This window comes from Halomonas piscis, assembly GCF_031886125.1.
GTDB classification, from domain to species: Bacteria; Pseudomonadota; Gammaproteobacteria; order Pseudomonadales; family Halomonadaceae; genus Vreelandella; species Vreelandella piscis.
Genome location: NZ_CP119391.1, coordinates 1,472,253 through 1,499,126, shown reverse-complemented (window position 1 = coordinate 1,499,126; position 26,874 = coordinate 1,472,253). Strand labels below are relative to the sequence as shown.

30 protein-coding genes are annotated in these 26,874 nt (G+C 66.6%); 14 read left to right on the top strand and 16 right to left on the bottom strand.

The genetic code is table 11. The features are described 5' to 3' along the window. Positions 1-209: 209 nt before the first annotated feature. Both rpsI and rplM read right to left on the bottom strand, forming a co-directional pair. The gene (rpsI, locus tag P1P91_RS07000; protein WP_311885500.1) at positions 210-599 is read right to left on the bottom strand and encodes a 30S ribosomal protein S9; all 390 of its coding nucleotides are present in this window, start codon (positions 597-599) and stop codon (positions 210-212) included. 14 nt (positions 600-613) lie between these two features. Then, entirely contained in the window at positions 614-1,042 is a 429-nt protein-coding gene (gene rplM / locus P1P91_RS06995) for a 50S ribosomal protein L13 (RefSeq protein WP_311885499.1), read from the bottom strand. A 37-nt stretch (positions 1,043-1,079) separates the two neighbouring features. Between rplM and P1P91_RS06990 the strand changes: the two genes are divergently transcribed. Continuing rightward, positions 1,080-1,244, top strand: coding sequence for a hypothetical protein (locus P1P91_RS06990; RefSeq protein WP_311885498.1), 165 nt, complete (start codon positions 1,080-1,082; stop codon positions 1,242-1,244). On the opposite strand, the gene zapE is transcribed toward P1P91_RS06990, so the two are convergent. Then, positions 1,227-2,408: a cell division protein ZapE gene (zapE, locus tag P1P91_RS06985; protein ID WP_311885497.1), complete on the bottom strand. Its 1,182-nt coding sequence runs from the start codon at positions 2,406-2,408 to the stop codon at positions 1,227-1,229. The two genes, P1P91_RS06990 and zapE, sit on opposite strands and share 18 nt — an antisense overlap. Before the next feature lie 184 nt (positions 2,409-2,592). Between zapE and P1P91_RS06980 the strand changes: the two genes are divergently transcribed. Then, positions 2,593-3,069, top strand: a complete 477-nt coding sequence (locus P1P91_RS06980; RefSeq protein WP_311885494.1) for a ZapG family protein — start codon at positions 2,593-2,595, stop codon at positions 3,067-3,069. 19 nt (positions 3,070-3,088) lie between these two features. Here P1P91_RS06980 and P1P91_RS06975 read toward each other — a convergent pair whose 3' ends face one another. Beyond that, the gene (locus P1P91_RS06975; RefSeq protein ID WP_311885491.1) at positions 3,089-3,850 is read right to left on the bottom strand and encodes a Nif3-like dinuclear metal center hexameric protein; all 762 of its coding nucleotides are present in this window, start codon (positions 3,848-3,850) and stop codon (positions 3,089-3,091) included. A gap of 165 nt (positions 3,851-4,015) precedes the next feature. Here P1P91_RS06975 and P1P91_RS06970 point away from each other — a divergent pair, with 165 nt between their 5' ends. Continuing rightward, complete coding sequence (locus P1P91_RS06970; RefSeq protein ID WP_407650610.1) at positions 4,016-5,293, top strand: Do family serine endopeptidase; 1,278 nt, start codon at positions 4,016-4,018, stop codon at positions 5,291-5,293. Between the two features lie 28 nt (positions 5,294-5,321). Here P1P91_RS06970 and hisD read toward each other — a convergent pair whose 3' ends face one another. The 9 genes from hisD to P1P91_RS06925 form a co-directional block, all read right to left on the bottom strand. Further along, positions 5,322-6,641, bottom strand: coding sequence for a histidinol dehydrogenase (gene hisD, locus P1P91_RS06965; protein WP_311885489.1), 1,320 nt, complete (start codon positions 6,639-6,641; stop codon positions 5,322-5,324). A 62-nt stretch (positions 6,642-6,703) separates the two neighbouring features. Then, complete coding sequence (gene hisG / locus P1P91_RS06960; protein WP_311885488.1) at positions 6,704-7,363, bottom strand: ATP phosphoribosyltransferase; 660 nt, start codon at positions 7,361-7,363, stop codon at positions 6,704-6,706. A gap of 56 nt (positions 7,364-7,419) precedes the next feature. Beyond that, the gene (gene murA / locus P1P91_RS06955; protein ID WP_311885486.1) at positions 7,420-8,682 is read right to left on the bottom strand and encodes a UDP-N-acetylglucosamine 1-carboxyvinyltransferase; all 1,263 of its coding nucleotides are present in this window, start codon (positions 8,680-8,682) and stop codon (positions 7,420-7,422) included. A 10-nt stretch (positions 8,683-8,692) separates the two neighbouring features. Further along, positions 8,693-8,944, bottom strand: coding sequence for a BolA family protein (locus P1P91_RS06950; protein WP_311885485.1), 252 nt, complete (start codon positions 8,942-8,944; stop codon positions 8,693-8,695). 95 nt (positions 8,945-9,039) lie between these two features. Continuing rightward, positions 9,040-9,366 (bottom strand): STAS domain-containing protein, encoded by a 327-nt coding sequence (locus P1P91_RS06945; RefSeq protein ID WP_311885483.1) that lies wholly within the window; start codon positions 9,364-9,366, stop codon positions 9,040-9,042. After that, positions 9,363-10,007, bottom strand: coding sequence for an MlaC/ttg2D family ABC transporter substrate-binding protein (locus tag P1P91_RS06940; RefSeq protein ID WP_376717172.1), 645 nt, complete (start codon positions 10,005-10,007; stop codon positions 9,363-9,365). The genes P1P91_RS06945 and P1P91_RS06940 overlap by 4 nt, the downstream gene beginning before the upstream one ends. Before the next feature lie 86 nt (positions 10,008-10,093). Next, positions 10,094-10,558 (bottom strand): outer membrane lipid asymmetry maintenance protein MlaD, encoded by a 465-nt coding sequence (gene mlaD / locus P1P91_RS06935; RefSeq protein ID WP_311885481.1) that lies wholly within the window; start codon positions 10,556-10,558, stop codon positions 10,094-10,096. A 17-nt stretch (positions 10,559-10,575) separates the two neighbouring features. After that, positions 10,576-11,400 (bottom strand): lipid asymmetry maintenance ABC transporter permease subunit MlaE, encoded by an 825-nt coding sequence (gene mlaE, locus P1P91_RS06930; RefSeq protein WP_311885479.1) that lies wholly within the window; start codon positions 11,398-11,400, stop codon positions 10,576-10,578. Further along, the gene (locus P1P91_RS06925; protein WP_311885477.1) at positions 11,401-12,222 is read right to left on the bottom strand and encodes an ABC transporter ATP-binding protein; all 822 of its coding nucleotides are present in this window, start codon (positions 12,220-12,222) and stop codon (positions 11,401-11,403) included. A 284-nt stretch (positions 12,223-12,506) separates the two neighbouring features. On the opposite strand from P1P91_RS06925, the gene P1P91_RS06920 reads away from it, so the two are divergent. From P1P91_RS06920 to P1P91_RS06875, 10 genes are all read left to right on the top strand, one after another. Continuing rightward, the gene (locus P1P91_RS06920; RefSeq protein ID WP_311885475.1) at positions 12,507-13,493 is read left to right on the top strand and encodes a KpsF/GutQ family sugar-phosphate isomerase; all 987 of its coding nucleotides are present in this window, start codon (positions 12,507-12,509) and stop codon (positions 13,491-13,493) included. A gap of 45 nt (positions 13,494-13,538) precedes the next feature. Continuing rightward, on the top strand, positions 13,539-14,087 hold the full coding sequence (locus P1P91_RS06915) for a KdsC family phosphatase (protein ID WP_311885473.1): 549 nt from the start codon (positions 13,539-13,541) through the stop codon (positions 14,085-14,087). An 8-nt stretch (positions 14,088-14,095) separates the two neighbouring features. After that, positions 14,096-14,716: an LPS export ABC transporter periplasmic protein LptC gene (lptC, locus tag P1P91_RS06910; protein WP_311885472.1), complete on the top strand. Its 621-nt coding sequence runs from the start codon at positions 14,096-14,098 to the stop codon at positions 14,714-14,716. After that, complete coding sequence (gene lptA / locus P1P91_RS06905) at positions 14,713-15,219, top strand: lipopolysaccharide transport periplasmic protein LptA (protein WP_311885470.1); 507 nt, start codon at positions 14,713-14,715, stop codon at positions 15,217-15,219. The genes lptC and lptA overlap by 4 nt, the downstream gene beginning before the upstream one ends. Before the next feature lie 93 nt (positions 15,220-15,312). Continuing rightward, on the top strand, positions 15,313-16,038 hold the full coding sequence (gene lptB / locus P1P91_RS06900; RefSeq protein ID WP_311885731.1) for an LPS export ABC transporter ATP-binding protein: 726 nt from the start codon (positions 15,313-15,315) through the stop codon (positions 16,036-16,038). A 70-nt stretch (positions 16,039-16,108) separates the two neighbouring features. After that, a complete protein-coding gene (locus P1P91_RS06895; protein ID WP_311885469.1) occupies positions 16,109-17,515 on the top strand; it encodes an RNA polymerase factor sigma-54 in 1,407 nt (468 codons plus the stop codon). Positions 17,516-17,614: 99 nt separating this feature from the next. Continuing rightward, entirely contained in the window at positions 17,615-17,923 is a 309-nt protein-coding gene (hpf, locus tag P1P91_RS06890) for a ribosome hibernation-promoting factor, HPF/YfiA family (protein WP_311885467.1), read from the top strand. A 6-nt stretch (positions 17,924-17,929) separates the two neighbouring features. Beyond that, positions 17,930-18,400, top strand: coding sequence for a PTS sugar transporter subunit IIA (locus P1P91_RS06885; protein WP_311885465.1), 471 nt, complete (start codon positions 17,930-17,932; stop codon positions 18,398-18,400). Between the two features lie 53 nt (positions 18,401-18,453). Continuing rightward, the gene (gene rapZ, locus P1P91_RS06880; protein ID WP_311885463.1) at positions 18,454-19,344 is read left to right on the top strand and encodes an RNase adapter RapZ; all 891 of its coding nucleotides are present in this window, start codon (positions 18,454-18,456) and stop codon (positions 19,342-19,344) included. Between the two features lie 43 nt (positions 19,345-19,387). Further along, entirely contained in the window at positions 19,388-19,657 is a 270-nt protein-coding gene (locus P1P91_RS06875; protein WP_311885462.1) for an HPr family phosphocarrier protein, read from the top strand. A gap of 9 nt (positions 19,658-19,666) precedes the next feature. On the opposite strand, the gene pmbA is transcribed toward P1P91_RS06875, so the two are convergent. Beyond that, positions 19,667-21,007, bottom strand: coding sequence for a metalloprotease PmbA (gene pmbA / locus P1P91_RS06870; protein WP_311885460.1), 1,341 nt, complete (start codon positions 21,005-21,007; stop codon positions 19,667-19,669). Positions 21,008-21,044: 37 nt separating this feature from the next. Here pmbA and yjgA point away from each other — a divergent pair, with 37 nt between their 5' ends. Beyond that, a complete protein-coding gene (gene yjgA / locus P1P91_RS06865; RefSeq protein WP_311885459.1) occupies positions 21,045-21,575 on the top strand; it encodes a ribosome biogenesis factor YjgA in 531 nt (176 codons plus the stop codon). Here the strand turns inward: yjgA and tldD are convergent. Continuing rightward, entirely contained in the window at positions 21,566-23,005 is a 1,440-nt protein-coding gene (tldD, locus tag P1P91_RS06860; protein ID WP_311885458.1) for a metalloprotease TldD, read from the bottom strand. The two genes, yjgA and tldD, sit on opposite strands and share 10 nt — an antisense overlap. Further along, entirely contained in the window at positions 23,002-26,874 is a 3,873-nt protein-coding gene (locus P1P91_RS06855) for a YhdP family phospholipid transporter (protein ID WP_311885456.1), read from the bottom strand. The genes tldD and P1P91_RS06855 overlap by 4 nt, the downstream gene beginning before the upstream one ends.

Genomic DNA, 26,874 nt, shown 5'->3' with positions numbered 1-26,874 from the left:
AGGTTTCTCCCTTTTGCTCACCCGTACGCCGCAAACGCGTAACCATGACGGCGACGAATATAAAATACGCTCTATAATAAAAAAATGCGGCGCTTTGCACAACAATAACCCTTGCGACAAAGGCCCGCCGACCGCTGCTAACTCATTGATATTCTAGCAAAAAAAACGCCCAGGCCAATGACCCGGGCGTTTTGCCGCACGCGTTTGCCTTAACGCTTGGAGAACTGCGGGCTGCGGCGTGCCTTGCGCAGACCGACTTTCTTGCGCTCGACCGCGCGGGCGTCGCGGGTCACGTAGCCGGCCTCGCGCAGCGCCGGGCGCAGATCTTCGTTATAGTCCATCAGCGCTCGGGTGATGCCGTGACGGATGGCCCCGGCCTGGGCCGAGCCGCCGCCGCCGGCAACGGTAACGTAAATGTCGAACTGATCCTGCGTCTCGGTCAGCTCCAGCGGCTGGCGCACTACCATCTGGCCGGTCACGCGGCCGAAATACTGATCCAGCTCGCGCTGGTTGACGGTAATCTTGCCGGTTCCCGGCTTGAGGAAAACGCGGGCGGTGGATGTCTTGCGGCGCCCGGTACCGTAATACTGCTGTGTCATGGCGAGAAAATCCCTTAGATATTCAGTTCAAGCGGCTGCTGAGCAGCGTGCGGGTGCTCACCGCCGGCGTATACCTTGAGCTTGGCATACATGGCGCGGCCCAGGGGGCCCTTGGGCAACATGCCCTTGACCGCCGATTCGATAACGCGCTCCGGAGCATGATCGATCATCTGCTCGAAACTCAGGGAGCGCAGACCGCCCGGGTAGCCCGTGTGGCGGTAGTAGTTCTTGTCGCTTGCCTTGTTGCCGGTCACCTGGACCTTTTCGGCGTTGACCACGACAATGTAGTCGCCGGTGTCGACGTGGGGCGTGAACTCGGGCTTGTGCTTGCCGCGCAGGCGGCGAGCAATTTCGGTCGACAGACGACCGAGCGTTTTGTCAGTCGCGTCGACAACGTACCAGTCGCGCTGGACGGACTGCGGCTTGGCACTGAACGTCTTCATGGATGAAATCACCAGATAAAATGTGTTGGGTGCCTTGATGCGCCAACAAGAGGCGCGCACCATCCCTATTTTTTTTGGTTGCCGCAACAAAAGCCGTGGCGACAACGTCGAGCGGGGCGGGATTCTACCCCAAGACGGCGCCAAAGTTAAGCGCTTGGCCCGATTTTTCCGCGCCCGCCGCGAATCAGGGGCGATGGGGTAGCGCCAGATAGTCCCGGGACTGCATTTCCTCGAGCCTTGAGAGCGTGCGCCGAAACTCGAAATCGAGACGGCCGCCGGTATAAAGCGACGCTGCCGGCACTTCCGCCGCGACCAGCAGGTTAACGCCGCGATCGTAAAACTCGTCGACCAGATTGATAAAACGCCGCACCCGGTCCTCGTGGCGCGCTCCCATCTGCCGCACGTTGGCCAGCAGCACGGTGTGAAAGCGGCGGGAAAGCTCGATATAGTCGTTCTGGCTGCGCGGCCCGTCGCACAGCTCGCCGAACTCGAACCAGGCTACGCCTCCGGCAAGCCGCCTGGCCGTGATGACCCGCCCGTTGATCGTCAGCGCCGCCTGCGCCTCCCCCGCCCCGCCGGCAAGCTCGCGGAAGTTTTGCTCGAGCGCCCGCTCGGCCGCGGCGTCCAGCGGCACGTGGAAGACTTCGGCCGGGGTCAGCGTGCGCAGGCGATAGTCGATGCCGCTGTCCAGCTGCATGACGTCACAATGCTGTTTGAGCAGCGCAATCGCCGGCAGAAATCGCGCCCGCTGAAGCCCCTCCCGGTAAAGCTCATCCGGCGGCACGTTGGACGTGGCCACCAGCACCACCCCGCGCGCAAACAGCGCCTCGAGCAGATTGGCGAGTAGCATGGCGTCGCCGATGTCCTCGACAAAAAACTCGTCGAAGCAGATAACCCGCGCCTCGGCGGCCAGATCGGCGGCAATCAGCGACAGCGGGTTTTTCTCCCCCTTGTAGCGGCCAAGCTCGGCATGAACGTGCTGCATGAAACGGTGAAAATGGGTGCGCTTTTTATCGCTGAAGGGCAGAGCGGCAAAAAATGCGTTCATCAGGTAGGTCTTGCCGCGCCCCACACCGCCCCAGAAATACACGCCGGCAATGCGCGGCTCGGCGTCAACCTTGTCATCCCGGGTGCCCCTGCGGCCCGCCAGGCGGCGTAACAAGCCGCCTGGCGCCGGCCGGCGAGGCGGCGCCGGCGGCTCGGCCTGCAGCGCCTCGTAAAGCCGCTGCAGGCGCGTGGCCGCTGCCTGCTGCGCAGCATCAAACACGATCTCGCCGCTGTCCAGGTCCGCCTGGTAGCGCGCCAGCGGCGACAGGGGACTGGGGTCGTGTGAGTCGCCCGCCCGCCGGGGGCTTTGCTGTTCCATGATCATTCTCCCGCATTGCCGGAGGCCGAATTGTACGTCCTCGGACGCCGGGGTGCATGCCCGGTGCGCCGTTACATGGTCGAATTGACCTGCAAGCCCGGCACGCGCCTATAATGGCAGCGCAAGAATATCGCCCGGCCCCGTGCACGGCGGCCAGTGACCCGGGAACCAGGGAGACACCAGAGTGGAAGAACCAGGCCTGCAGTTAACGTTTGCGCTTATCGGCATCTTTATCGGCATGGCGATCGGCGCATTTGGCCATCGCCTTTTGAGCAGAAGCCAGCGCCAGGTATCCAGCATGAAGCTTGAGCTACTGGAAAGTGAGCGCCGAATCGCCGCGCTCAAGGCCGACATGCAAAGTCACCTGGGTGACACGCACCGCCGAATAGACGGCGTCCGCCACGCGCTTGCCGAGCTTGACCAGGGTCTGCATCGACAGGCCAAGACATGGGGGGTAGCGGACGATGTACTGATCTCCCACGACAACGACCCGCTGCGCACCGCTGCTCGAGCGCCGCTGGCCCAAACGGCCGGCAGCAGCGAGGGCGAGCGCCCCAAGGACTACGCCGCCGACGGCGAAGGCGGCACCCTGTCGGAAGACTTCGGCCTGAAAAACAAGGCCAGCGACGCCGGGCAGGCGCCCGAGCCGCCGCGCTACTGAGCGACGCCGCGCCCTGCCGTCAGGCAGGGTTGTCAACGTCCACGAAGCGATGCGTCACGCCGTACTCCGACGCCAGCCACTCGCCCAGCGCCTGGACGCCGTAGCGTTCGGTGGCGTGATGTCCGGCGGCCAGGTAATGGATGCCCAGCTCCCGGGCCAGATGCGTTGTGCGTTCGGAAATTTCCCCCGAGACAAACGCCTGGGCACCGCCTTCGTGCGCCGCGGTGATCATGTCCTGGGCCCCGCCGGTGCACCAGGCAATGCGCTCGACCTCGCCCACCCCCGGCGCCTTGATGACCAGGGGCTCGCGATGGAGCCTGTCGGCCAACTGCCCGGCCAGCGCCTCCACGCTCAGCGGCGCGGCGGTCTGTCCCTGCCATAGAAGCCCTTCTCCCATCTCGCCGTCCAGGCAGCGCTCTACCTGCCAGCCCATGCGCCGCCCGAGCTCGGCATTGTTGCCAAGGGCGGCGTGGGCATCCAGCGGCAGGTGGTAGGCCAGCAGATTGATATCGTGGTCGAGCAGCGTTTTGATCCGCCGCTTTTTCATTCCGGTCAGCGCCACCGGCTCGTTTTTCCAGAAATAGCCGTGATGCACCAGCACCAGGTCGGCCCGCCACGCCGCCGCCTCATCAAGCAGCGCCTGACAGGCGGTGACGCCGCTCATCACTCGCGTGATGCGCTCGCTGCCTTCCACCTGCAAACCGTTGACCGTGAAGTCCTTGAATCCCCGCGCGCCCAGGCGCTGTTCGCACGCTGCCACCAGCGTATCCCGATCGAGCATGCTGCCTCCCTGAAAGTTTGCCGCAGCCGTTAAGGTCAGCGGCGTGAACAATGTTACCATGCGCCACTATAAAGACGGTTCGATGCCGGCGTGAAGCCTGGGCCCAGGCAGCGCCTTTTTCGGCCGTTATCGCCTGCCGCTGAAATGCCCCAAGGAACGTCGCCGATGCCAAGGAACGTACGACTGCCACGCTTCCTGATGCCTTATTTCTGGCCGGTCATCGCCGGCGTTGTGATTGCCGCGGCGCTGCTGCTGGCGTTTCCCGAACGCCTGCCCAACCCCTTTGCCGGGCCCTCGTCGCCGGTGTCCGAAAAGACCGGCACCGCGCCTGCCGCCGGGGAGACTGCCCCCGATCGCCCCGCGCCGCAGATCCAGAAAGCCGCGCCGCTTTCCCGGGACCAGGGGCCGGCAAGCTATGCCGATGCCGTGGACCGGGCGGCGCCGGCGGTGGTCAACGTCTACTCGACGCGCATTGTCGAGCGCGACCAGCACCCGCTGATGTCGGACCCGTTTTTCCAGCAGTTTTTCGACAACGACGACGCCACCGGCCAGCAGCGCATGCTGTCGAGCCTGGGGTCGGGGGTGATTGTCAGCCAGGACGGCTACGTGCTGACCAATCACCACGTCATCCAGGGAGCCGACCAGATTCAGGTAGCCCTGCGCGACGGCCGCGAGACCCTGGCCCGCGTCATCGGCACCGACCCGGAGAGCGATCTGGCGATACTGCGCATCGGGCTTGACGACCTGCCGAGCATCAAGCTCAGCGACTCCGAAGAGGTCACGGTGGGCGATGTGGCGCTGGCCATCGGCAACCCGTTCGGCGTGGGCCAGACGGTGACCATGGGGATCATCAGCGCCACCGGACGCAGTCACCTGGGCCTTAGCGCCTACGAAGACTTCATCCAGACCGACGCGGCCATCAACCCCGGCAATTCCGGCGGCGCGCTGATCAATCCGGACGGCGCGCTGGTGGGCATCAACACGGCTATTTTTTCGCGCTCCGGCGGCTCCCAGGGCATCGGCTTTGCCATTCCCGCCAACCTCGCTCACGGCATCATGGATGAGCTGGTGACGAAAGGGCGGGTGATTCGCGGCTGGCTGGGCATCGAAGCCCAGGCACTGTCCCGTGAGCTTGCCGCCTCCTTCGGGCTGCGCACGCCCCAGGGCATGATCGTCGCCGGAGTAGCCCAGGACGGACCGGCCGAGCGCGCCGGCCTGCAGCCCGGCGATGTGCTGCTCGCCCTCAGCGATGAACCGATTCTCGATGCCCGCAGCACCATGAGCGACATCGCCGAGCTCACGCCCGGCACCGAGCTGTCGCTGACCATCGTGCGCAGCGGCGAGAAGCAAACGCTTGAGCTAACCGTCGGCGAGCGCCCTCTCTCCGCCCGCTCCCTGCCGCCGCAACAGTCGCTGCCGTCGCAGCCCACGGCGCCTCGCTAGCGGTATCGGCAAGGCCAGCGCGGCGGACTCAGCGTTTCTGGCGGTATTCCGCCGAGCGCGCGTGAGCACTCAGCGACTCGCCTCGGGCCAGCACCGCGGCAACTTCACCCAGCGCCGAGGCGCCGTCGGCCGAACAGTGGATCAGCGACGAGCGCTTCTGGAAGTCGTAAACGCCCAGCGGTGAGGAAAACCGCGCGGTGCCCGAAGTGGGCAGCACGTGGTTGGGGCCGGCGCAGTAGTCGCCCAGGGCCTCGGCGGTATAGCGGCCCATGAAAATCGCCCCGGCGTGGCGGACCTCCGGCAGCCAGCGCTCGGGGTCGGCCACGGAGAGCTCCAGATGCTCCGGGGCAACGCGGTTGATCAGGGCGACCGCTTCCGCCTCGCTTGCGCAGTGGATCAGCGCGCCGCGGCTGCCAAGCGACGTGCGCACGATACGCTCCCGCTCCAGGGTCGGCAGCAGCCGCTCGATGGACGCGGCCACGGCGTCGAGCTGGGCCTTGTCCCAGCTGACCAGGATCGCCTGGGCGTCTTCGTCGTGCTCGGCCTGAGAAAAAAGATCCATGGCCAGCCAGTCAGGATCGGTGCCGCCGTCGGCCACGATCAGGATCTCCGAAGGCCCGGCGATCATGTCGATACCCACCCGGCCGAACACCGCGCGCTTGGCCGTGGCCACGTAGATATTGCCCGGCCCAACGATTTTATCCACCCGCGGCACCGTCTCCGTGCCGTAGGCCAGCGCCGCCACCGCCTGGGCGCCGCCGATGGTGAACACATGGTCCACCCCGGCCAGGTACGCCGCCGCCAGCACCAGCTCGCTGACCACGCCGTCGGGCGTCGGCACTACCATGACGATTTCCCTGACCCCGGCGACGCGGGCCGGAATCGCGTTCATCAGCACCGACGACGGATACGCCGCCTTGCCGCCGGGTACGTAAATGCCCGCCCGGTCCAGCGGCATCACCTGCTGGCCAAGCACCGTGCCGTCGGTCTCGGTGTACTGCCAGGACTCGGGCTTCTGGCGCTGGTGATAGCGCCGCACGCGCTCGGCCGCGGCGGCAAGCGCGTCGCGCTGCTCGTCGGGCAGGTTGTTAAAGGCCTGCTCGAGGCGCTCGGGCGCCAGCGTCAGCTCATGCATGGCGGTGGCCGACAGGCGATCAAAGCGGTTGGTGGCCTCGATGACGGCGGCGTCGCCGCGGATTTTGACCGCCTCCAGGATTTCGTTTACCCGGGCCTGCACCGCCTGGTTCGACACGCCCTCCCAGTCCAGCAGCGCGTCCAGCCGCCGGTCGAAATCGGCCTCGTCGGTAGCAAGCCTGTTAATCTCTGCTGCGCCAGCCGTCGCGTTCATGGCTATCCTCGTGTTTTTTGTCGTCGTCAAATGTTGCCGTGCCTACTACGATAAATCGGCGCCTAGGCGCTGGCTTCGTCGGCCGACCGGCGGCTCTCGACGGCGGCTTCCAGACGCTCGATGAGCGGCTTGATGCGCGCGTGTTTCATGGTCATCGAGGCCTTGTTGACCACCAGCCGGGTGCTGATGTGTTCGATCAGCTCCCGGGGCTCCATGCCGTTGGCACGCATGGTATTGCCGGTATCCACGATATCGACGATTTCGTCGGCCAGGTTCATGATCGGCGCCAGCTCCATGGCGCCGTAAAGCTTGATCACCTCGGCCTGAATGCCTTGCCTGGCGTAGTAGCGCCGGGCGACGTTGACAAACTTGGTGGCCACCCGCCGACGCGCCCGGCCGGAGCACTCTCCCCGGGTGCCGGCGGTCATCAACTTGCAGCGGGCAATGTTCAGATCCAGCGGTTCATAAAGGCTGTCGGTGCCGTGCTCGAGCAGCACGTCCTTGCCGGCAATGCCCATGTCGGCCGCGCCCAGCTGCACGTAGGTGGGCACGTCGGTGGCGCGGATAACGATCAGCTTGACGTGCTCCAGATTGGTGTCGAATAAAAGCTTGCGGCTCTTGTCGAGTGCTTCGGCCGGGGTGATGCCCGCAGCGGCCAGCAGCGGCAGGGTTTCGTCCAGTATGCGCCCCTTGGAAAGCGCCAAAATCAGTTGCTTGCTCATGGTTGTCGGCCAGTCGTTATCGCATGGTGCCGCGCAGGCAGCGCCTGCGCGACGGCTCAGCCCGGTACGCGGCGGATGCGCGCCCCCAGCTGCTGGAGTTTTTCCTCGATGCATTCGTAGCCGCGGTCGATATGGTAAATGCGATCCACCTGGGTCTCGCCGTCGGCCATCATCGCGGCAATCACCAGCGACGCCGAGGCACGCAGGTCGGTCGCCATGACCGGCGCCCCGGACAGCGACTCGACGCCGGTAATCAGCGCGGTATTGCCCTCGAGGGCGATATCCGCGCCCATGCGGTTGAGCTCCTGGACGTGCATGAAGCGGTTTTCGAAGATGGTTTCGACCACCCGCGAGCTGCCCTCGGCCACCGCGTTCATGGCCACGAACTGAGCCTGCATGTCGGTGGGAAACGCCGGATACGGCGCGGTACGGATATTGACCGCCCGCGGGCGCCTGCCGTGCATGTCGAGGCTGATCCAGTCAGCGCCGCAGGCAACCTCGGCGCCCGCCTCCTCGAGCTTGGCCAGCACCGCCTCGAGAATATCCGCCCGGGTACGGGTTACCTTGACCCGCCCGCCGGTCATCGCCGCGGCGACCAGAAAGGTGCCGGTCTCGATACGGTCGGGCATGACGTCGTGTTCGCAGCCGTGCAGCCGCGCGACGCCCTCGACGGTGATGGTATCGGTGCCGTGGCCGCGAATGTCGGCGCCCATCCTGATCAGGCACTCGGCCAGATCGCTGATCTCCGGCTCCCGGGCGGCGTTTTCCAGCACCGTGGTGCCCTCGGCAAGGGTCGCCGCCATCAGCAGGTTTTCGGTGCCGGTGACGGTCACGGTATCGAAAAAGATTGTCGCCCCGCGCAGGCGCCCGTCGACCCGGGCGCGGATATAGCCGCCCTCGACGCGGATTTCCGCGCCCATGGCTTCCAGGCCCTGGATGTGCAGATCCACCGGACGCGAGCCAATCGCGCAGCCGCCGGGAAGCGACACGTCGGCATGGCCGAAATGGGCCAGCAACGGCCCCAGCACGAGAATCGAGGCGCGCATTTTCTTTACCAGCTCGTAGGGCGCGTGGCAGTCGGTCACCTGGGAGCCGTCCAGCTGGATGCTGAGCTTTTCGCCCATCACCGGCTCGACCCCCATGCGCCCGAGGAGCTCAAGCGTCGTGGTGATGTCCTGCAGGTGCGGCAGATTGCCGATAACCACCGGGCCGTCGGCAAGCAGGCTGGCACAGAGAATGGGCAGCGCGGCGTTCTTGGCCCCGCTGGCCCAGACTTCGCCGTCGACCGAACCGTTGCCGGTAATGATTAACTTGTCCATGCGCCCGGCGTTATCCCGCGTTTTCCGGCGCGTTTTCCCACTGCGCCGGCGTGTAGGTCTTGATGCTCACAGCGTGCAGCGCCCCCGAGGCGATCTGATCGCTCAGGGCACCGTATACCAGCTGCTGGCGCTTGACAGGCGTCAGCCCTTCGAACGCCTCGCCCACGGCGATGACCTGGAAATCGCAGCCCTCGCCCTGTACATGAAACGTGCAGTCGTCCAGATGCGACTCGAGCAGCGCTTTTACCTCAGTGGGTTGCATGGCAGACACTCCTAACCGTCGGAAAAAGAAACGTAGCGGCCATGATAAAGAAAAGCCGGCGCTTTGGCGATTGGCCTGCCGGGCCCGACGTCAGGCTACGCCGCCGGGTGGTCAAACAGGGCGTCAAGCTCTGCCAGGGTCGTCAGCCGGCGCAGCGGGGCGGAAAGCCGCACCTCGCTGACGACGACGCCGCGCCGCCGGCACACCCGCAGCCACTGAAGCAGCACGCTGATGGCCGCGCTGCTGGCGCGCTCGACCCCGCTTAAATCCAGCGTCAGCGAGGCTGCCTCAGCGCGCTCGAGCCACCGCTCGCCGGTGTCGGCAAGGGCCGCTGCCACGCCGGTGCCCAAATCGCCGCTGACGACGAGCGCTTCGCCCACGGCAGCCAGCGCTACGCCGCGGCGGGAAAACAGCGTCGTCAAGCATCGCCCCCCTCTTCCAGCTCGTCAACGCCGACCCCCGGCGACCAGCTGCGAATGACCGCGTCGTAGTCGCGGTTGTGTTCGCGCATGGCCTGGTCGAACTGGTTGCGGAACGTAAGCCCCAGGTTGATACCGTTGACGATCACGTTGACCACCCGCCATTCGCCGTCGTTGAGACGCAGGCTGTAGTTGACCGGATAGACCTCGCCGTTGTTGGCGACGATTTCCATTTCCACGCTGGCCTGATCCTCGTAGCGCTGCGGGCGCTGTTCGTCCACCACGCGCAGCTTGTCATAGTCGAAGGTGACAAGCCCCTTGGTATAGGTATCGATCAGCGTCTGGCGGAACACCTCGGCAAAGCGACGGCGCTGCTCGGGGGACGCATTGCGGAAATAGCTGCCCATGACGCTGGCGCCGATATAGCGAAAGTCGGCCACTTCATCGAGGCTCTCGTCGACCAGCTCCTTGAGCTCGTCGATGTTGTTGGCGTAGTAATCCTCTCGGGCCTCCAGGTCCGACATGAAGCCGGTGATGTTGTCCCGGATCAACGCCTCGGGCGTCTGCTCCTGGGCATATAGCGGCGCACCGAGCGCCAGGGAGGCGGCCAGCATGCCGCCGCTCAGCCAGTATTTCAGTTTCATGACGCTTCCTCGCTCTGTTCAGTTGCCAATGCTGCTCGGTCGTCGTGCTGCGGTTTCTTCCCGGTCGGGAGCTTCCCCGGCCCGGCTCAATCCTTGACCATACTCGACACGAACTGCTGAATCAGCTCTTCGAGCACCAGCGCGGACTGGGTGTCGCGAATGGTATCGCCGTCCTCCAGCGTCTCGGGATCGCCGCCTACGCTGAGCCCCACGTACTGCTCGCCGAGCAGCCCGGCGGTGAGAATGGCGGCCGTGCTATCACGGGAAAGCTGCCCTTCCAGGTCGCTGTCCAGGCGCATTGTCACCCGAGCGTCAAACCACTCGGTATCCAGATCGATGGACTCCACCCGCCCCACGGTGACCCCGGCCATGGTGACCCGGGCGCGCGGCTTGAGGCTGCCGATATCGGAAAAGCTGGCGTCCACCTGGAAGGTGTCCGACGGCGCGGCAAGCGTCAGGCCGCTGACGCGCAGGCCAAGAAAGACCATGCCCAGAATGCCGGCCAGAATGAAAAGCCCCACCCCGAACTCTACGGTTTTACTGCGTTGCATGCATCTGCTCCCGCGTTTTAAAGGCCGCCGAACATGACGGCGGTCAGCACAAAATCCAGCCCCAGCACCGCCAGCGAGGAATACACCACGGTGCGCGTGGTCGCTCGGGAAATCCCTTCGGAGGTGGGTATCAAGTCATAGCCTTGAAAAACCGCAATCCAGGTGACGACGAGCGCGAAAACCAGGCTTTTGACCATGCCGTTACCCACGTCGGCGAAAAACGCCACGCTCGACTGCATGCTGCCCCAGAAGGCGCCTTCGGAAACCCCGAGCCACTGCACGCCCACCAGGTAGCCGCCCCAGACGCCCACCACGCTGAAGCCAACGGTCAGCAGCGGCAGCGAGACAAAGCCCGCCCACAGGCGCGGCGCGACCACCCGGCGCAGCGGATCCACGCCGATCATCTCCATGCTGGTCAGCTGCTCGGTGGCTTTCATCAGGCCGATTTCGGCGGTCAGCGCCGAGCCCGCGCGCCCGGCAAACAGCAGCGCGGCAACCACCGGCGCCAGCTCGCGCAGAAGCGAAAGCGACACCATCTGCCCCAGCGCCTGCTCGGCGCCGAAGTCGATCAGGATCGTATAGCCCTGAAGCGCCAGCACCATGCCGATAAAAAGCCCCGACACCAGCACAATGGCAAGCGACATCACGCCGACAAAGTGCATTTGCCGCAGCCACAGGCGAACTCCCTCGCCCGAGGGCACGCCGGCGACCGAGCGAGCGAGAAAAATACCCGCCCGCCCGAGCGCCTCCACGACGCCGAAGGCCGCGCGCCCCAGGCCGGCCACCCACTCTGCCAGCCGCGAAAACACTCGCCAAAACCCTCGCCAAAACCCTGCCGCCATCTAGTCTGCCCCCGTGGTTGTGTCTGCGCCGAGAATATCGCGGTAGAACGGCGGCGCCGGATAGTGAAACGGCACCGGGCCGTCGGGCTCGCCGTGCATGAACTGGCTGACCCGGGCATCGTCATGGGTATCAAGGCTCGCCGGCGTGCCGTGGGCGACGATATCGCCGTCGGCAATCAGGTAGAGGTAGTCGGCAATGCTGACGGTTTCCTTGATGTCGTGGGACACCACCACGGACGTCAGCGAAAGCGCCTCGCCCAGCCGCTTGATCAGCTGCACCAGCACGCCCATGGCGATGGGGTCCTGGCCCACAAACGGCTCATCGTAGAGCACCAGCTCAGGGTCCAGGGCCACCGCCCGGGCCAGCGCCACGCGCCTGGCCATGCCGCCGGACAGCTCGGCCGGGCTCAGATCGCGGGCGCCGCGCAGCCCCACCGCCTGCAGCTTGAGCAGGACAATATCGCGGATCATGGCGTCGGGCAGGTCGGTGTGAACGCGCAGCGGAAACGCGACGTTTTCAAACACGTTCAGATCGGAAAACAGCGCCCCGCTCTGAAACAGCATGCCCATGCGTCGGCGCAGGGAAAACAGCGCCTTGCGCGACAGCCGGTGCACGTCCTCCCCGTCGATCAGCACGCGGCCCCTGTCCGGGGTCAGCTGGCCGCCGATGAGCTTGAGCAGCGTGGTTTTCCCCGTGCCGCTCGGCCCCATGATGCCCGTCATCTTGCCCCGGGGAATGGACAGGTTGGCGCCGCGAAAAATGGCGCGCCCTCCGCGGGAAAAATGCAGGTCTTCCACTTCAATAAAGGCCGAATCCGTCATGGCACTCTCGTCTGATGGAGAAATCATCGTCTGCTGGGCCAACCGCCCGGCTCAGGTTATCGAACAGCGTACTTTAACGCCATAGCCAAGCGGAATCCATGCGCCGGCGAAGAAAATAAACCCCTCGGCAGGCCGGCGCGCAATGGTACGATACTCGTACTCGCCGATTCGTAGCGAGCGCTTTTGCCGCATTCGCCTCATCTCCGGCGGCCACAGGATCTCACGGCGACGCCTTGCGCCATGCCGCAAGGCGCACGCCCCAAAAGCAAGAGAAGAGTCACGCCATGCCCGACCTATCCGACGCCCCCGTCTCCCCGCGCGACAGCGCACTGCGCACCCTGGCCGTGGAGCAGGCCGCCATTGGCGATCTCAAGGCCAAGCTCGACGCTCACTTCGACCGCGCCTGCGAACTGATACTGGCCTGCCGGGGCCGCGTGGTGGTGACCGGCATGGGCAAGTCCGGCCACATCGGCGGCAAGCTTGCCGCCACCCTTGCCAGCACCGGCACCCCGGCGTTTTTCGTTCACCCCGGAGAGGCAAGCCACGGGGATCTGGGCATGATTACCCCGACCGACCTGGTGCTGGCGCTGTCCAACTCCGGCGAAACCGGCGAAGTCACCGCGCTGCTGCCGCTGCTCAAGCGCCTGGGCGTGCCGCTGGTGAGCATGACCGGTCGCCCGGACTCCACCCTTGCTCGCCACGCCGACGCCCATCTGGACAGCGGCGTCAAGCGCGAAGCCTGCCCGCTGGATCTGGCCCCCACCAGCTCCACCACCGCCGCTTTGGCGCTGGGCGACGCCCTGGCCGTGGCGCTTTTGGAGGCCCGCGGCTTTACCGCCGAGCAGTTCGCCCTTTCGCACCCCGGCGGCAGCCTGGGCAAGCGCCTTTTGCTGCGCGTCGGAGACATCATGCACAGCGGCGAGCGGCTACCCCAGGTGGCGCTTGGCAGCCCGCTGCGCGACGCGCTTCTGGAAATCACCCGCCAGGGCCTGGGTTTTACCTGCGTGGTCAACGCCGACGGCACCCTGGCGGGGGTCTATACCGACGGCGACCTGCGCCGTACCCTCGATCAGCACCGCGACGTGCTCAGCCTGACCGTCGATGACGTCATGACCCGGCCGGGCCGGCGCATCGCCCCGAACGTGCTTGCCGCCGAAGCCGTGCGTATCATGGAAGACGGCAAGATCACCGCCCTTGCCGTCGTGGATGATCAACAGCGCCCCATCGGCGCGCTGCACATGCACGACCTGCTCGCCAGCGGCGTCATTTAGCCCCGGCGGCGCGCGGGCCCCGCTTTATTCTTGACGGAGTTCAGTATGCCTCAATCGATTGCTCCCAGCGCCGGACTGGCGAACGTACGCCTGCTCGCCCTTGACGTTGACGGCGTCCTGACCGACGGGCGCCTCTATTTTCAGGCCGACGGCCTGGAAACCAAGGCCTTTCATACCCAGGACGGCCACGGCCTCAAGATGCTCAAGCGCATGGGCATTGACGTGGCGCTGATTACCGGGCGCGATTCGCCCATGGTCACCCGCCGCGCCACGGCGCTGGGTATCCCCCACGTTTACCAGGGCTGCGAACACAAGCTGGACACCCTCAGCGGACTTTGCGACTCCCTTGGCATCAGCCTTGAACAGGTCGCCTACTGCGGCGACGACCTGCCCGACCTTGCCGCGATCCAGGTCGCCGGCGTGGGCATCTGCGTGCCCAACGCGCCGGCCTATGTGCAAAAGCACGCCGACTGGGTCACCAGGCGCACGGGCGGCCACGGCGCGGTGCGCGAGATCTGCGATACGCTGCTCGGCGCCCAGGGCCACTGGGACGCCATCATGGCAAGCTACCGGTACGCACCGCAGTCGTCGTGAGGCAACGCATGCAGACGCCTTCTGTTACCCGCGCCCACCAAAGTTGGCTTGCCCGCTTGCCAAGGCGGGCCTGGCTGGGACTGCTCGTGGTCGCGCTGGGCGTGTTGCTGGCCTGGCTCGACCTGCGCGATACCCGCCAGGCCCCGCCGGACCCTGCCGCCCGGGCCGAGGAGCCCGGCCACGTGATCGAAAACGCCGAGCTGAAACTCTACGACGACGCCGGCAACCTGACCCAGCGGCTGGCCTCCCCGCATATTACCCATACGCCCCAGCAGGCTATCACCCGTTTCGACATGCCCCACGCGACGCTGATCGACAGCGAGCAGCGCGAGTGGCGCGCCACTGCCAACAGCGGTACGCTCAGCGGTCAGCAGCAGCGGCTGACCCTCGACGGCGATACCCGATTGACGGCGCCCAACCAGGGCTGGCAGCTCGACACCCGCACGCTTCATTACGACAGCGTCGCCCGGCACGCCTGGAGCGACACCCCGGCTCTGCTGCAGCAGCCGCCCCAGCGCATGCGGGCCCAAACGCTGGATGCCTGGCTGGACACCAGCAAGGTACGCCTGAAAGGCCAGGTTCGCGGCTTTCATCCACCCTCGGCGGCATCCTCTGAGGAGTCCCCATGAACACACGTCTTTATGGCTGCCTTGCCGCGGCCACCCTTGGCCTCAGCGTGCTGGGCGCCGGTACCGCCCAGGCGGCCCCGGCTGACCCTGTCGAAGTCGAAGCCAACCAGCTCGACCTGGACCAGCGCGCCGGCACGGCGGTTTACCGTGGCAACGTCAAGATCCGCCAGGGCGAGATGCGCCTGCGCGGCGCCCGGGTGGAAATACAGCGCAACGACGAAGGCGAGCTCTCCCGCGCTACGGCCTTCGGCGAGCGCGCCTATCTGCGCCACCGGCCGGATCCGAACAAGGCGCCCATCGAAGGCAACGCCCGGCGGATCATCTACCACGTTGCCGATCGCCGGGTCGAACTGATTGACCAGGCCGAGCTCGACCAGGGCGGCGACCACTTCAAGGGCGGCCGCCTTGAGTACTTCATCGACCGCGAGGTGGTCAAGGCTCGCTCCGACGTCGAAGGCAGCGACGACCAGCGCATCCGCATGACGCTGCAGCCCGAGGAATGACGCCCGCCAGCGCCCGCAAGCGACAGCTCACCGACAAAGAGGCCCCCTGTGTCTTTTGACGACATCACCGCCGCCACGCCGACCCCGGCAGAAATCAAGACGCTGCACGCCCGCCATCTGGCCAAAAGCTACAAGCGTCGCCAGGTGGTCAAGGATATCAATCTGGACATTTCCCAGGGCAGCATTGTCGGGCTGCTCGGCCCCAACGGGGCGGGCAAGACCACGTCGTTCTACATGATCGTCGGGCTGGTCAAGGCCGATGCCGGAAGTGTCGGCATCAACGACACCGACCTTTCCCGGGCGCCCATGCACGAACGCGCCCGGGCGGGCATCGGCTATCTGCCCCAGGAGGCCTCGATTTTTCGCAAGCTCTCGGTGGCCGACAACATCATGGCGATTCTGGAAACCCGCAAGGACCTCAGCCGCCAGGCCCGGCAGGCTCGCCTGGAGACGCTGCTCGAGGATTTCCACGTCGGCCATATCCGCGACAACCTGGGCATGAGTCTCTCCGGCGGCGAGCGCCGGCGGGTGGAAATTGCCCGATCGCTTGCCATCGAACCGGCGTTCATCCTGCTGGACGAGCCCTTTGCCGGCGTGGACCCGATTTCGGTGGGCGAGATCAAGACCGTCATCCGGGCGTTGAAAGAGCGTCATATCGGCGTGCTGATTACCGATCATAATGTGCGCGAGACCCTGGATATCTGCGACACCGCCTATATCGTCGGCAACGGGCGCATCATCGCCAACGGCGCGCCGCGCAGCATTCTCGACAACCAGCAGGTCCGTGACGTCTACCTGGGCGACGAATTCCGCCTCTAGCGTCATCCGCTTGCCGCCAGGCTCCGCCCGGGCTTAGGGTGATACTTCCAACGCGACGAGTGTTTCCTCCATGGCCATGAAAGCGTCTCTCCAGCTACGCGTCGGTACCCAGCTGACCATGACGCCTCAGCTCCGCCAGGCCATCGGTTTACTGCAGCTGCCGACGCTGGACCTGCGCCAGGAGGTCCAGCAGGCGGTGGAGGCCAACCCCCTGCTCGAGCAGGAAGACGAGTTTGACGAGCAGACCGCCGTCGAGCCCGCCGAAGACGGCTGGGCCGAGCAGATCCCCGACGAGCTCGCCGTGGACAGCGACTGGTCCGACACCTACCCGGACACCCAGCAAACCGCCGGCGAGGGCCCCGACTTCGAGCGCCAGGCCGCCGGCCAGACTCTTCACGGCCACCTGCTCTGGCAGCTGGCCATGCTCGACCTGACGCCCGACGACAGGCTCACCGGCGAGGCGCTGATCGACGCCGTGGACGCCAACGGCTACCTGACTCAGCCGCTGGACGCCATAGGTGACGGCCTTGAGGATCAACAGGGCAAGCCCGTCGGCGCCGAGCGCCTTGAACGCATGCTCGACCGCCTGCAGCAGTTCGACCCGACCGGCGTCTTTGCTCGGGATCTGGGCGAATGCCTCTCCCTGCAGCTGGATGCCCTGCCCGGCACCACGCCGCTGCTGATGCCCGCCCGCCGGCTGGCGCGGCAGTTTCTCACCGCCCTTGGCCGCGGCGACAGACGCCTGCTCAAGCGCCGGCTGGGCCTTGACGACGCCGGGCTCGACGAGGTCATCAAGCTGATCAAAAGCCTGGATCCGCGCCCCGGCAGCGCCTTTGACAGCGCCGGCAGCGGCCAGGTACTGCCCGACCTGCTCGCCCGGCGCAGCGAGGACGGCTGGCAGCTCGAGCTCAACCCCGAGGCACTGCCGCAGCTGCGTATCCAGCCCGACTACGCCGCGCTGATCCAGAAGGCCGACAGCAGCCGGGACAACAGCTTCCTCAAGGAGCACCTGCAGGAGGCTCGCTGGCTGATCAAGAGCCTCGCCAGCCGCAACGATACGCTGCTGCGCGTCGGCCGCGAAATCATGGCCCGCCAGCTCGATTTCCTCGACCACGGCGAGGCGGCCATGAAGCCGCTGGTGCTTGCCGATATTGCCGAGGCGGTGGGCATGCACGAATCCACGGTTTCCCGGGTGACAACGCAGAAGTTTCTGCATACGCCCCGCGGCGTTTTCGAGCTCAAGTACTTTTTCTCCAGCCAGCTCACAGGCGACGATGACAGCGCCCACTCGAGCACCGCCATTCGCGCCCGCATCAAGCAGCTGATAGAGCAGGAGCCGCCCGCCAAGCCGCTGTCCGACAGCCGTCTCGCCGCGCTGCTCGACGAAGCCGGCATCCGGGTGGCCCGCCGCACCGTTGCCAAATACCGCGAGGCCCTGGGCATACCATCCACCAGCGAACGGCGCCGCCGGAGCTGATCGGCGAAACTTTTGGTTCATCGCACTTTGCCGGGGGCTTTGTTTACCGGCCAAAAGGGTTACAATCAAACGACCATCCCACGGATAAGGAGTACGTCCATGCAGGTCAACATGACCGGTCATCACCTCGAACTGACTGACGCCTTGCGTGAGTACGTCAATGACAAACTCGCCCGGGTCGAACGCCACTACGACAACATCACTACCGTGCAGGTCACCCTATCCGTGGAAAAAGAGCGCCAACAGGCCGCCTGCACCATGAACGTCGCCGGCGCCGAGCTCCACGCCGAAGCGACAGAAACCGACATGTACGCCGCCATCGACTCGATGGCCGACAAGCTCAACCGCCAGCTGGTCAAACACAAGGAAAAAGCACAGGCCCGCGCCCAGGGCGCCGGTCTGCGCTAAAGCACAATGACGTTGGAAGCGATCCTCCCCCCGGAGCGCGTGCTCTACGACGTGCCCGGGGGCAGCAAGAAAAGGGTGCTGGAGTTTTTCAGCACCTTTATTGCGCAAAACATCCCCAGCCTGGACAGCCAGGAAGTCTTCAGCCGCCTGATCAGCCGAGAAAAGCTCGGCAGTACGGGTATCGGCAACGGCGTGGCCATTCCCCACGCCAGAAGCCCGCACTGCCACTCGCCCATCGCCGGCTTTCTCAAGCTGGCCGAGGCCGTCGACTTCGACGCCATCGACGGCGAGCCGGTGGATCTGGTTTTCGTGCTGCTGGTGCCCGAAGAGGCCGACGACAACCATCTGGCGCTGCTGGGCCAGGTCGCAATGATCATGAACGACGCCAACACCCGCCTGCAGCTGCGCCGCGCGCAAAGCCAGCGCCATCTGCTGGAGCTGATCATCCACAAGATCCGCGAGCAGCCCGACCCATAGCGCCCCGCCTCCTTCACTACCCGCGGGGACCGCTCGCTACCACGAGAGACGCCATGCAACTGGTCATCATCAGCGGTCGTTCCGGCTCGGGCAAGTCCATTGCCCTGCAAGCGCTGGAAGATCTGGGCTATTACGCCATCGATAACCTGCCGGCCATGCTGCTGGGCTCGCTGGTGGACGAGCTGCGCCACCAGACCGGGTGTACCCACCTGGCGGTCAGCATCGATGCGCGCAACCTGCCCGGCGCTCTGGCGCTGCTGCCGGGCCTGCTCGAAGGCATGCGCGCCCGGGGCATCGGCTTTAACGTGGTCTATCTGACCACCGACGCGCGCATCCTGCTGGAGCGTTACTCTGCCACCCGCCGCCGCCATCCGCTCACCCGGGACACGGACATGACTCTGGAAGAGGCCATCGCCAAGGAAGAGGAAACCCTGAGCGACGTGCGCGACCTGGCGGATCTGACCATCGACACTTCCCGTCTGTCGGTGCACGATCTGCGCCGGCGCATTGCCGACCAGGTGGCCCACCGCCAGCCGGGAAAGCTGACCCTGACCGTGGAATCCTTCGGCTACAAGCGCGGCGTGCCGCTGGATGCCGACCTGGTGTTCGACGCGCGCTGCCTGCCCAACCCCTACTGGGACCCGGCGCTTCGCGGGCTTAACGGGCGCGACGCCGAAATCGAGGCGTTTTTGCGCGGCTACCCCATGGTGGACGCCATGTGCGAAGACATCCGCGGCTGGCTCGAGCGCTGGCTGCCGGCCTACCAAAACAGCCAGCGCAGCTACATCACCGTGGCCATCGGCTGCACCGGCGGCCAGCACCGCTCGGTATATCTGGTCGAACAGCTGGGCCGGCTGCTGCTTGATGCCCATGACGACATCCAGGTGCGCCACCGCGAGCTGTCGGTGCAGTACACCCGCTCGGCCGAGGATCATCAGCCATAGCGACGTCCCCCACGAACATCCGCCATCAACAAAAGGACACCGCGTGCCCTGCAAGACCCTGACCCTGACCAATCGCCGCGGCCTCCACGCCCGCGCAGCGACCCGGCTTGTCACCTGCTGCCAGCCGTTTGCGGCCAAGGTTCACGTTCATCGGGGCGAGCAAAAAGCCGATGCCCGCAATATCATGGCGCTACTGATGCTGGCCGCCCCCTGCGGTACCGAGCTTACCGTGCACGCCGAAGGCGAGGATGCGGACCAGGCCCTCGACGCCGTCGAAGCGCTGTTTGACGCTCGCTTCGACGAGGATCGCTAGCCGCCAGGCCTAGTTGCCGGCCACGGTCATGCTGTCGATCAGCCAGCTTCCGGTATGGACGCTGCCCCGAGTATCCAGATCGTCACCGAGCCCTGCCAGGGAAGCAAACATCTGTTCGAGGTTGCCGGCAATGGTGAACTCCTCGATGGGATACTGCACCTCGCCGTTTTCGATCCAGAAGCCGCTGGCGCCGCGGGAATAGTCCCCGGTCACGCCGTTGACGCCCTGCCCCATGAGCTCGGTTACCCAAACGCCGCGATCCATTCGCTTGAGCAGCGCTTCGACCGGCTCCAGCGGCGCGTCAAGGCGCAGGTTGCGCGCGCCGCCGGCGTTGCCGGTGGTCTCCATGGAAAGCCGCCTGGCGCTGTAGGCCGAGAGCATGTAGCTTGCCACCTTGCCCCGGTCGATAAAGCGATTGTTGCGCGTCTGCACGCCGTCGCCGTCAAACGGCGAGCTGGCCGTGGCGCCGTGTTCCATGGGACGCTCCACCAGGCTGAACCACTCCGGAAACAGCGGCTTGCCCAGGCTGTCGCAGAGAAACGACGCCTGGCGGTAGAGGGCCCCGCCGGCCAGGGCGCTCATCAGATGGCCCACCAGCCCGCCGGCCTGGGAGGGGTCAAACAGCACCGGAAACGTGCCCGTTGGCGGACGACGGGCGCCCAGCCGCCGCAGGGTCTTGCGCGCCGCTTCGCGCCCGACTTCCGCCGGGTCGCGCAGCTCGGCCGGGTTGCGCGCGGTGGTATAGTCAAAGTCGCGCTGCATGCCGCTGTCGTCTTCGGCGATAAGCAGGCACGATAGCCCGTGGCGACTGCCCTTCTGGGTGCCCACAAAGCCGTGGCTGTTGGCATAGACGCGCACGCCCTCGCCGGTGGACAGCGTGGCCCCTTCGGACTGGGTAATGCCCTCGACCTCGCGGCCGGCCCGCTCGCTCTCAAGCGCCAGCTCGATCGCCTGTTCGGTAGAGAGCGCCCAGGGGTGATGCACCCCCATATCGGGATTCTCGCTTGCCATGAGCGAGGCGTCGGCAAGCCCTGCCGCCGGGTCTTCGCCGGTGTAGCGGGCAATCGCCAGCGCCTTTTCCACCGCGGCGCGGATGGAATCCTCGCCGGCATCGGTGGATGAGGCGCTGCCCTTGCGCTGCCCCACGTAGACCGTCACGGCAACGCCCTGGTCCCGGGACAGCTCCACGGTTTCCACGTCGCCAAGGCGCACGCTGACCTCAACGCCCTGGTCAACGCTGGCGCCGACCTCGGCCGCGTCGGCCCCGAGCGCTTTGGCCAGCGCCAGCGCCTGCTCCGCACGGGATGCAAGCACTGCCTGCTGCGCCTCGGCATCAAATGCCTGTGCCATAATGGCCTCCTGTTCAACTGCCTAAACGAGTGGACTCATGCCCAAAAAACATGCCGGCCCGGCCAGCGAAATACCTGACGAGCGCCCCAGCAAAACCCAGCTAAAGCGCGAAATGCACGAGCTCCAGGCGCTGGGCGAGACCCTGATCGCCATGAAACCCGCCGAACGAGCACGCTTTGCGCTGTCCGACGACCTGCAGCATGCCATCGAAGAAACCGCGCGGATCCCTTCCCGCGAGGCGCGCCGGCGACACATGCAGTACGTCGGCAAGCTCATGCGCCGGGAAGATCTGCCTGCCATCCGCGCCGAGTTTGACGCCATGGAGCAGGAACGCCTTTGGCGCGACCAGGCCTTTCATCGCCTGGAAGCGTGGCGCGACCGCCTGGTCGACGAAGGCGACCCCGCCGTGGACGCCTTCCTGGAGGCGTATCCCGACGCCGATCGCCAGACCCTGCGCCAGCTGATCCGCAACGCCCGGCGCGAGCGCGAGCAGCAAAAGCCGCCGTCAAGCGCGCGCAAGCTGTTCAGGCACCTGCGCGAAAGCGCCGAGCTCAAGGCTCAGGACTGAGTCCCGCCCACTGTCAGCTCATCGAGCTTGAGGGTGGGCTGGCCCACGCCCACCGGCACGCCCTGACCTTCCTTGCCGCAGACGCCGATGCCGCTGTCCAGCGCCATGTCGTGGCCGATCATCGATACCTGCCCCATGGCCTCGGGGCCGTTGCCGATCAGCGTGGCGCCCTTCACCGGCGCGGTAATCGCGCCGTCCTCGATCAGGTAGGCTTCGCTCGCCGAAAACACGAACTTGCCCGAGGTGATGTCCACCTGGCCGCCGCCGAAGCTCACCGCATAGAGGCCGCGCCGGACGCTTTTGATGATGTCGTCGGGCTCGTCCTGACCGGGTAGCATCAGCGTATTGGTCATCCGCGGCATGGGCATGTGCGCGTAGGATTCGCGCCGGGCGTTGCCGGTGGGCGCCATGCCCATCAGTCGGGCGTTGAGCTTGTCCTGCATGTAGCCGGTGAGAATGCCGTCCTCGATCAGCGGCGTGCGCTGGCCCGGCGTGCCTTCGTCGTCCACGCTGAGCGAGCCGCGGCGATCGGCAAAGGTGGCATCGTCCACCACGGTGACGCCCTTTGACGCCACCCGCTGCCCCATCCTGCCGGCGAACGCCGAGCTGCCCTTGCGGTTGAAGTCGCCTTCCAGGCCGTGGCCCACGGCCTCGTGGAGCAGAATGCCCGGCCAGCCCGCGCCCAGCACCACCGGCATCTGCCCTGCCGGGGCGTCTACCGCCTCGAGGTTGACCAGCGCCTGGCGTACGGCCTCCCTGGCGTAGCTTTCGGCCACCCCGGCATCGCGCAGCCGGCCCATGGAAAAGCGCCCGCCGCCGCCGGCGCTGCCGCGCTCGCGACGTCCGCCGCTGGCCGCAATGACGCTGACGTTGAAACGCACCAGCGGGCGGATATCGGCGGCCAGGGTGCCGTCGCTGGCGCGCACCAGCACCACTTCATAGGTGCCGGACAGCGAGGCGCTGACCTGGCTCACTCGGGGGTCAACGGCCCGGGCCACGCGATCGGCCAGCTTGAGCATGGCTACCTTGTCATCGGCGCTCAGATCGCCGAGCGGGTCAACGCCCGGATAGCACAGCGCGGCGCTGACCGGGCCGGCCGCCTGGCCGTGGCGCTGCGTGCCGCTGCGCACGATGCCCGACGCGGTTTTGCCGGTATCCACCAGCGCCTCCGCACTAATCTGGTTGGAGTAGGCAAAGCCGGTTTTTTCGCCGGCCAGCGAACGCACGCCGACGCCGCCGTCAATGTTGTAGCTGGCCTCCTTGACTTCGCCGTCTTCCAGCATCCAGCCTTCCTGCCACTGGCGCTGAAAATACAGGTCGGCGTAGTCGATACCCGGACCCATGGCGTGGGCAAGCCCGGTGTCCAGGCTGTCCAGGTCGAGCCCGCCGGGCGTCAGTAATATCGAAGCTGCCTGATCAAGCTGCGTCATTGGGTACCTTCCAGTGTGATGTCCGGCGAAGCCCAGGGGCCTTCCAGCCGGTAATGAATCGTGGTGGCGCGCTCGAGAGCATCGCCGAACAGCGTATGCGCCACGAACAGCGCGCCGCCTACCACCGGTGCACCGGCGACAAAGGCGGCAACGGGGAGACTTTGACTGATGGGCAGTGTGACGCCCAGACGCTGATCAAGTTCACGCCTGAGCAAATCCACGCTGCCGGTGAGCCGCATGCTCGTCGCCGGAGCGTCAATGGTCAAGGGGCCGCGCAGGCGCAGCATGCCGCCGGCCACATCGGCCTTGCCCTCGATGCGGTTGAAGGCGGTGCCCTTGCCGGTAACGTCGGAAAAATCCAGCCGCAGCCGGCGCAGGATGTTTTCAAAGTTGAGCAGGCCCACCAGCCGCGCCGAGGGCGAATCCAGATTGAGAAAGCGGCCGTCGCGGATATCCGTGGAAAGGCTGCCCCCGGCCCGGCTCAGGGCAAACTGCCAGGGCGCGCCGGGCCACTCAAGCGAAGCGGCCACGCGGGTGCTTTGGCTGCGTATGGCCTGCGGCTGGTCAAGGCTTGCCAAGGCCGTGCCCAGGTTGCCACCGTCAAGCGTCAGGTCCGCCCGGGTCTGGCTGGAGTGATCGCTGCCCTGCCAGACCAGTTCGCCGCGCGCCGACAGCTCGCCAAGCGTCAGCCCCACCGGCGCCAGCGTGAACCGGTGCCGGCCGGCCTGCCAGTAGGCGGTTAGCGGGCCAAAGCGCTTGTTGCCCATGACGATATCGGCCACCCGCAGGCGGCCGGCGGGCAGCTCGGTGAGCCAGTCGGGCATCGCTGCCGGCGCCGGCACTCGGGTTTTCACGGCCTCCATCCAGCTGCCGGGCGCGGGAGCGACGCTGTCCCCGAAGATCCTGTCCGGAGGCGAAAGCCCCAGCAGCCGATCGACCATCAGCCGGGCCACGGTAATATCCATGGGCTCGGCCTCGTTCGGGCGATAGCGCAGGTTCCCGGAAAGCACGTTACCGTCCAGCGCCAGATCCACGCCGCCGCCGGCAAGACGCTGGCCGGTGGCCGTGACGCTGCCCAGACACTCGTCGTTATATTTCACGCACGGGGTCTCAAGCGACAGCGTCAGCGGCCCGCCGGCGGTCGGGCTGCCGGCTCGCTCGCCGGCGTCAGCGGCGCGGGAAGATAACACGGAGCCCAGATCGCGCCACGCCAAAGGCTCTACCTCCTGGGCCCCGGCAGCGATGCGCCAGCCGCTCTGCGACGGCCAGCGAGGCAGCCGGGCCGCCCGGGTACCCAGGTTGAGACGGCCCGCAAGCTCGCCGTCGACCCCGCGTGCGCGCAGCGTGGCCATGCGGCCGAGCCGGCTTTCCACGCGCCCGGCGACAAGGTCGGCATCCAGGGTCCACGGCAGGCGCGCACTGGCCGCCTTGGCAAAAGGCTCGGGCAGCTTGATGCCGATGCCTTCAAGCCCGCTTTGCAGATGCAGCGAGGGCGCCTCGCCCAGCTTCATCGCCCCCTGCCAGCGCGCGCTGCCGCTTGCGAGCCTGGCTGCCGCCTCCGGCGCCATCCCCGCCATGCCCAGCAGCCCGGCGGCGTTGGCCTGGCCGTCCAGAGCAACGTTATCCGGGGTAAAATCCGCGCGGATATCGCCGCCCGGAAACGCCGCCCGGGCCTCGCCCAGCAGGTGGCCTTCGCGACCGCGCTGGCGCCAGGTGATATCGCCCTCCAGCTGGCTCAGACCGGTGTCCAGAGGCGCATAGGCCAGCCGCTCGAAGCGCGGCCTGGCGTGCACGTCCAGGGCCAGCGACTCGGGGTCGTCAAGACCGAGGCGGACCTCCAGCTCGCCCCGGGCTTCGCCCCGGGCGCGAACGTCTTCCAGCAGGCTTGCGGCCTCAAGCGCCGGCGCGGCGAGAAAAAAGGCCCGGAGCGCGTCCGCATCGGCCGCCAGGTCGCCCGTTATGTCGAGCTCCCCGCTCGCCACGTCGAGCTCGACCTCGCCGTTCGTCGCGCGCACGCCGTGGCTCTCCGCCTGGGCGACGCTTGCCTCGAGGCGCCCGCGGTCGAGCTGCATCCGCCCCTCGACGCCGCTCAGATGCGGCCAGCCCTCGGCGATGGGCAGCGCTCCCCGGCTGATGTCCAGCGTCAGCGTGGTGTCGATGTTGTCGGCACTCGTGCGCTCGCCAAGCGGCGCGGTGATTTTCAGCGTCCCCTGTTTCACCCGGCCGCTGACGCCGTCGGCCAGCCACTCCGCGAGGTCATCGTCGAGCACCTTCACCGGCAGCCACGACATCAGCGGCGTGTTCACCGCGTCGACGTCAGTGAAGGCGAGATCCAGCCCCATCTGCTGGCGCTCGCCGCCGCTTGCCAAGCCGAACTCTCCCGACACGCTGGCGCCGTTCCACAGGACTTCCAGCTGGCGGCCGCTGATTCGCGTACTCGGACCGTCGTGTACCCACTGCACCTCGCCCTTGGCGTGGCCAAGCGCCATGGGGTCGGCAAACACCTGGGGAAAATACAGCGAGGTATCGTCGCCGCCGGCAAACGTCACCCGACCGCGCTGGTCCCGAGCCCTGACCCAGGCATCCAGCGGCCCGCCGCCGGGCGCCTCGTCCCAGGGCGACACGATCAGATCGTGGAGCGCTGCATCGACCCGCCACTCGCCGCCTTGCTGGCCTACCTGGAGCCCGCTTACCGTGCCTTTGGGCGCCAGCGCGGCCAGCGGGCGCTTGAGCGACTCGGGCAGCACCACGTAGTCGCTCCAGGCGGCCAGCGAGTCCAGCTCGAAGGCGCTGGTGCGCAGCTCCCAGTCGCTTTGCCGATGGGTCAGCTGCCAGTGGCGGGGCAGGGTCGGCGCCTTGCTGCCGGACGTCGCCACGCGCTCGGCGTCAGCCACGTCGCCGCTCAGCCAGGCATCGCCACCCTCGCCTACCCGGCGCCACTGGCCCAGCGCCTGCAGGCCCTTGAGCACCACCTGCTTGTCCGCCTGGGTGAGCTTAAGCTCGGGCAGATTGAACTGCAGGCGCACATCTTCCAGCCGGCCGGCCTGCCAGCGCCCCCAAAGCGTTGACTCGCCGCCGGACAGCGCCAGCCGGGGCGCAAAGTCCGGGCGCACCAGCTCAGCCAGGGCCGACAGCTGCTCCAGCTGCATATCGAGCTGCAGGGCCGCGGAGTAGTCCTTGAGCCCGTCGCTACCCGGGCGCACGTCGGCCCTGAGGCGCGCCGCGGGCAGGTCGGTCGGCGCCTCGGGCAGCAGCGACGAGGCCACCGCCACCTCTCCGGCCATACGGATTCGCCTGGCGCTGCCGCTCAGCGCCAGGCGGGGGGCATGCACGGTGGCGCTGCCGTCATCGCCGTGCATCAGCAGCCGTGTATCGGTGATCTGCAGGCGCTGATGGAGCACCAGCCGCGTCCAGGCGTCAACGGTGGCGAGGTCAACCTCGGTATCCGGGGCGAAGTAAAGCGGCAGCGTCGCCGGCGCCGGCCAGCCCCAGCCGGCGCCTTCGCCGCGATACAGGTGCAGGGAAAAGCCTTCCATCCGCGTCTGGCGAAAGACCGGCGCCAGCGCCATGAGCGAGCGCCCGACGTCCAGCCGCAGGCGCAGTGATCCCAGGGAGAAAAGCGGCCCCTCGGGCAGCCGGGACTCTACGCCGCGAAGATCCAGGCGCAGACCGTCGCGCTCCACGCCAAGCGACAGCGACTCGATGCTCACCGGCGCGCCGAGGTGCGACTGCAAAAACGCTTCCAGGTGCGGGGTCAGCGCGTCGGCCTGGCTTGCCAACAGGCGCAGCACCAGCAGCATCACGGCCAGCGTGCCCAGACACCAGGCCAGCACCAGCAGGCAGCCTTTTCGCAGCGTGGGCAGGGTCAT

Bases quoted from the DNA above. Each gene is read 5' to 3' on its own strand.
- hisG (WP_311885488.1), bottom strand. From the start codon at position 7,363: ATGAGCAAGCAACTGATTTTGGCGCTTTCCAAGGGGCGCATACTGGAC.
- zapE (WP_311885497.1), bottom strand. From the start codon at position 2,408: ATGGAACAGCAAAGCCCCCGGCGGGCGGGCGACTCACACGACCCCAGT.
- P1P91_RS06915 (WP_311885473.1), top strand. From the start codon at position 13,539: ATGCCTCAATCGATTGCTCCCAGCGCCGGACTGGCGAACGTACGCCTG.
- P1P91_RS06990 (WP_311885498.1), top strand. From the start codon at position 1,080: ATGCGCCAACAAGAGGCGCGCACCATCCCTATTTTTTTTGGTTGCCGC.
- hisD (WP_311885489.1), bottom strand. From the start codon at position 6,641: ATGAACGCGACGGCTGGCGCAGCAGAGATTAACAGGCTTGCTACCGAC.
- P1P91_RS06970 (WP_407650610.1), top strand. From the start codon at position 4,016: ATGCCAAGGAACGTACGACTGCCACGCTTCCTGATGCCTTATTTCTGG.
- mlaD (WP_311885481.1), bottom strand. From the start codon at position 10,558: ATGCAACGCAGTAAAACCGTAGAGTTCGGGGTGGGGCTTTTCATTCTG.
- P1P91_RS06925 (WP_311885477.1), bottom strand. From the start codon at position 12,222: ATGACGGATTCGGCCTTTATTGAAGTGGAAGACCTGCATTTTTCCCGC.
- rplM (WP_311885499.1), bottom strand. From the start codon at position 1,042: ATGAAGACGTTCAGTGCCAAGCCGCAGTCCGTCCAGCGCGACTGGTAC.
- P1P91_RS06855 (WP_311885456.1), bottom strand. From the start codon at position 26,874: ATGACCCTGCCCACGCTGCGAAAAGGCTGCCTGCTGGTGCTGGCCTGG.
- pmbA (WP_311885460.1), bottom strand. From the start codon at position 21,007: ATGGCACAGGCATTTGATGCCGAGGCGCAGCAGGCAGTGCTTGCATCC.
- P1P91_RS06950 (WP_311885485.1), bottom strand. From the start codon at position 8,944: ATGCAACCCACTGAGGTAAAAGCGCTGCTCGAGTCGCATCTGGACGAC.
- tldD (WP_311885458.1), bottom strand. From the start codon at position 23,005: ATGACGCAGCTTGATCAGGCAGCTTCGATATTACTGACGCCCGGCGGG.
- P1P91_RS06975 (WP_311885491.1), bottom strand. From the start codon at position 3,850: ATGCTCGATCGGGATACGCTGGTGGCAGCGTGCGAACAGCGCCTGGGC.
- P1P91_RS06885 (WP_311885465.1), top strand. From the start codon at position 17,930: ATGACGTTGGAAGCGATCCTCCCCCCGGAGCGCGTGCTCTACGACGTG.
- rpsI (WP_311885500.1), bottom strand. From the start codon at position 599: ATGACACAGCAGTATTACGGTACCGGGCGCCGCAAGACATCCACCGCC.
- P1P91_RS06920 (WP_311885475.1), top strand. From the start codon at position 12,507: ATGCCCGACCTATCCGACGCCCCCGTCTCCCCGCGCGACAGCGCACTG.
- P1P91_RS06895 (WP_311885469.1), top strand. From the start codon at position 16,109: ATGGCCATGAAAGCGTCTCTCCAGCTACGCGTCGGTACCCAGCTGACC.
- lptC (WP_311885472.1), top strand. From the start codon at position 14,096: ATGCAGACGCCTTCTGTTACCCGCGCCCACCAAAGTTGGCTTGCCCGC.
- mlaE (WP_311885479.1), bottom strand. From the start codon at position 11,400: ATGGCGGCAGGGTTTTGGCGAGGGTTTTGGCGAGTGTTTTCGCGGCTG.
- lptA (WP_311885470.1), top strand. From the start codon at position 14,713: ATGAACACACGTCTTTATGGCTGCCTTGCCGCGGCCACCCTTGGCCTC.
- murA (WP_311885486.1), bottom strand. From the start codon at position 8,682: ATGGACAAGTTAATCATTACCGGCAACGGTTCGGTCGACGGCGAAGTC.
- yjgA (WP_311885459.1), top strand. From the start codon at position 21,045: ATGCCCAAAAAACATGCCGGCCCGGCCAGCGAAATACCTGACGAGCGC.
- rapZ (WP_311885463.1), top strand. From the start codon at position 18,454: ATGCAACTGGTCATCATCAGCGGTCGTTCCGGCTCGGGCAAGTCCATT.
- hpf (WP_311885467.1), top strand. From the start codon at position 17,615: ATGCAGGTCAACATGACCGGTCATCACCTCGAACTGACTGACGCCTTG.
- P1P91_RS06940 (WP_376717172.1), bottom strand. From the start codon at position 10,007: ATGAAACTGAAATACTGGCTGAGCGGCGGCATGCTGGCCGCCTCCCTG.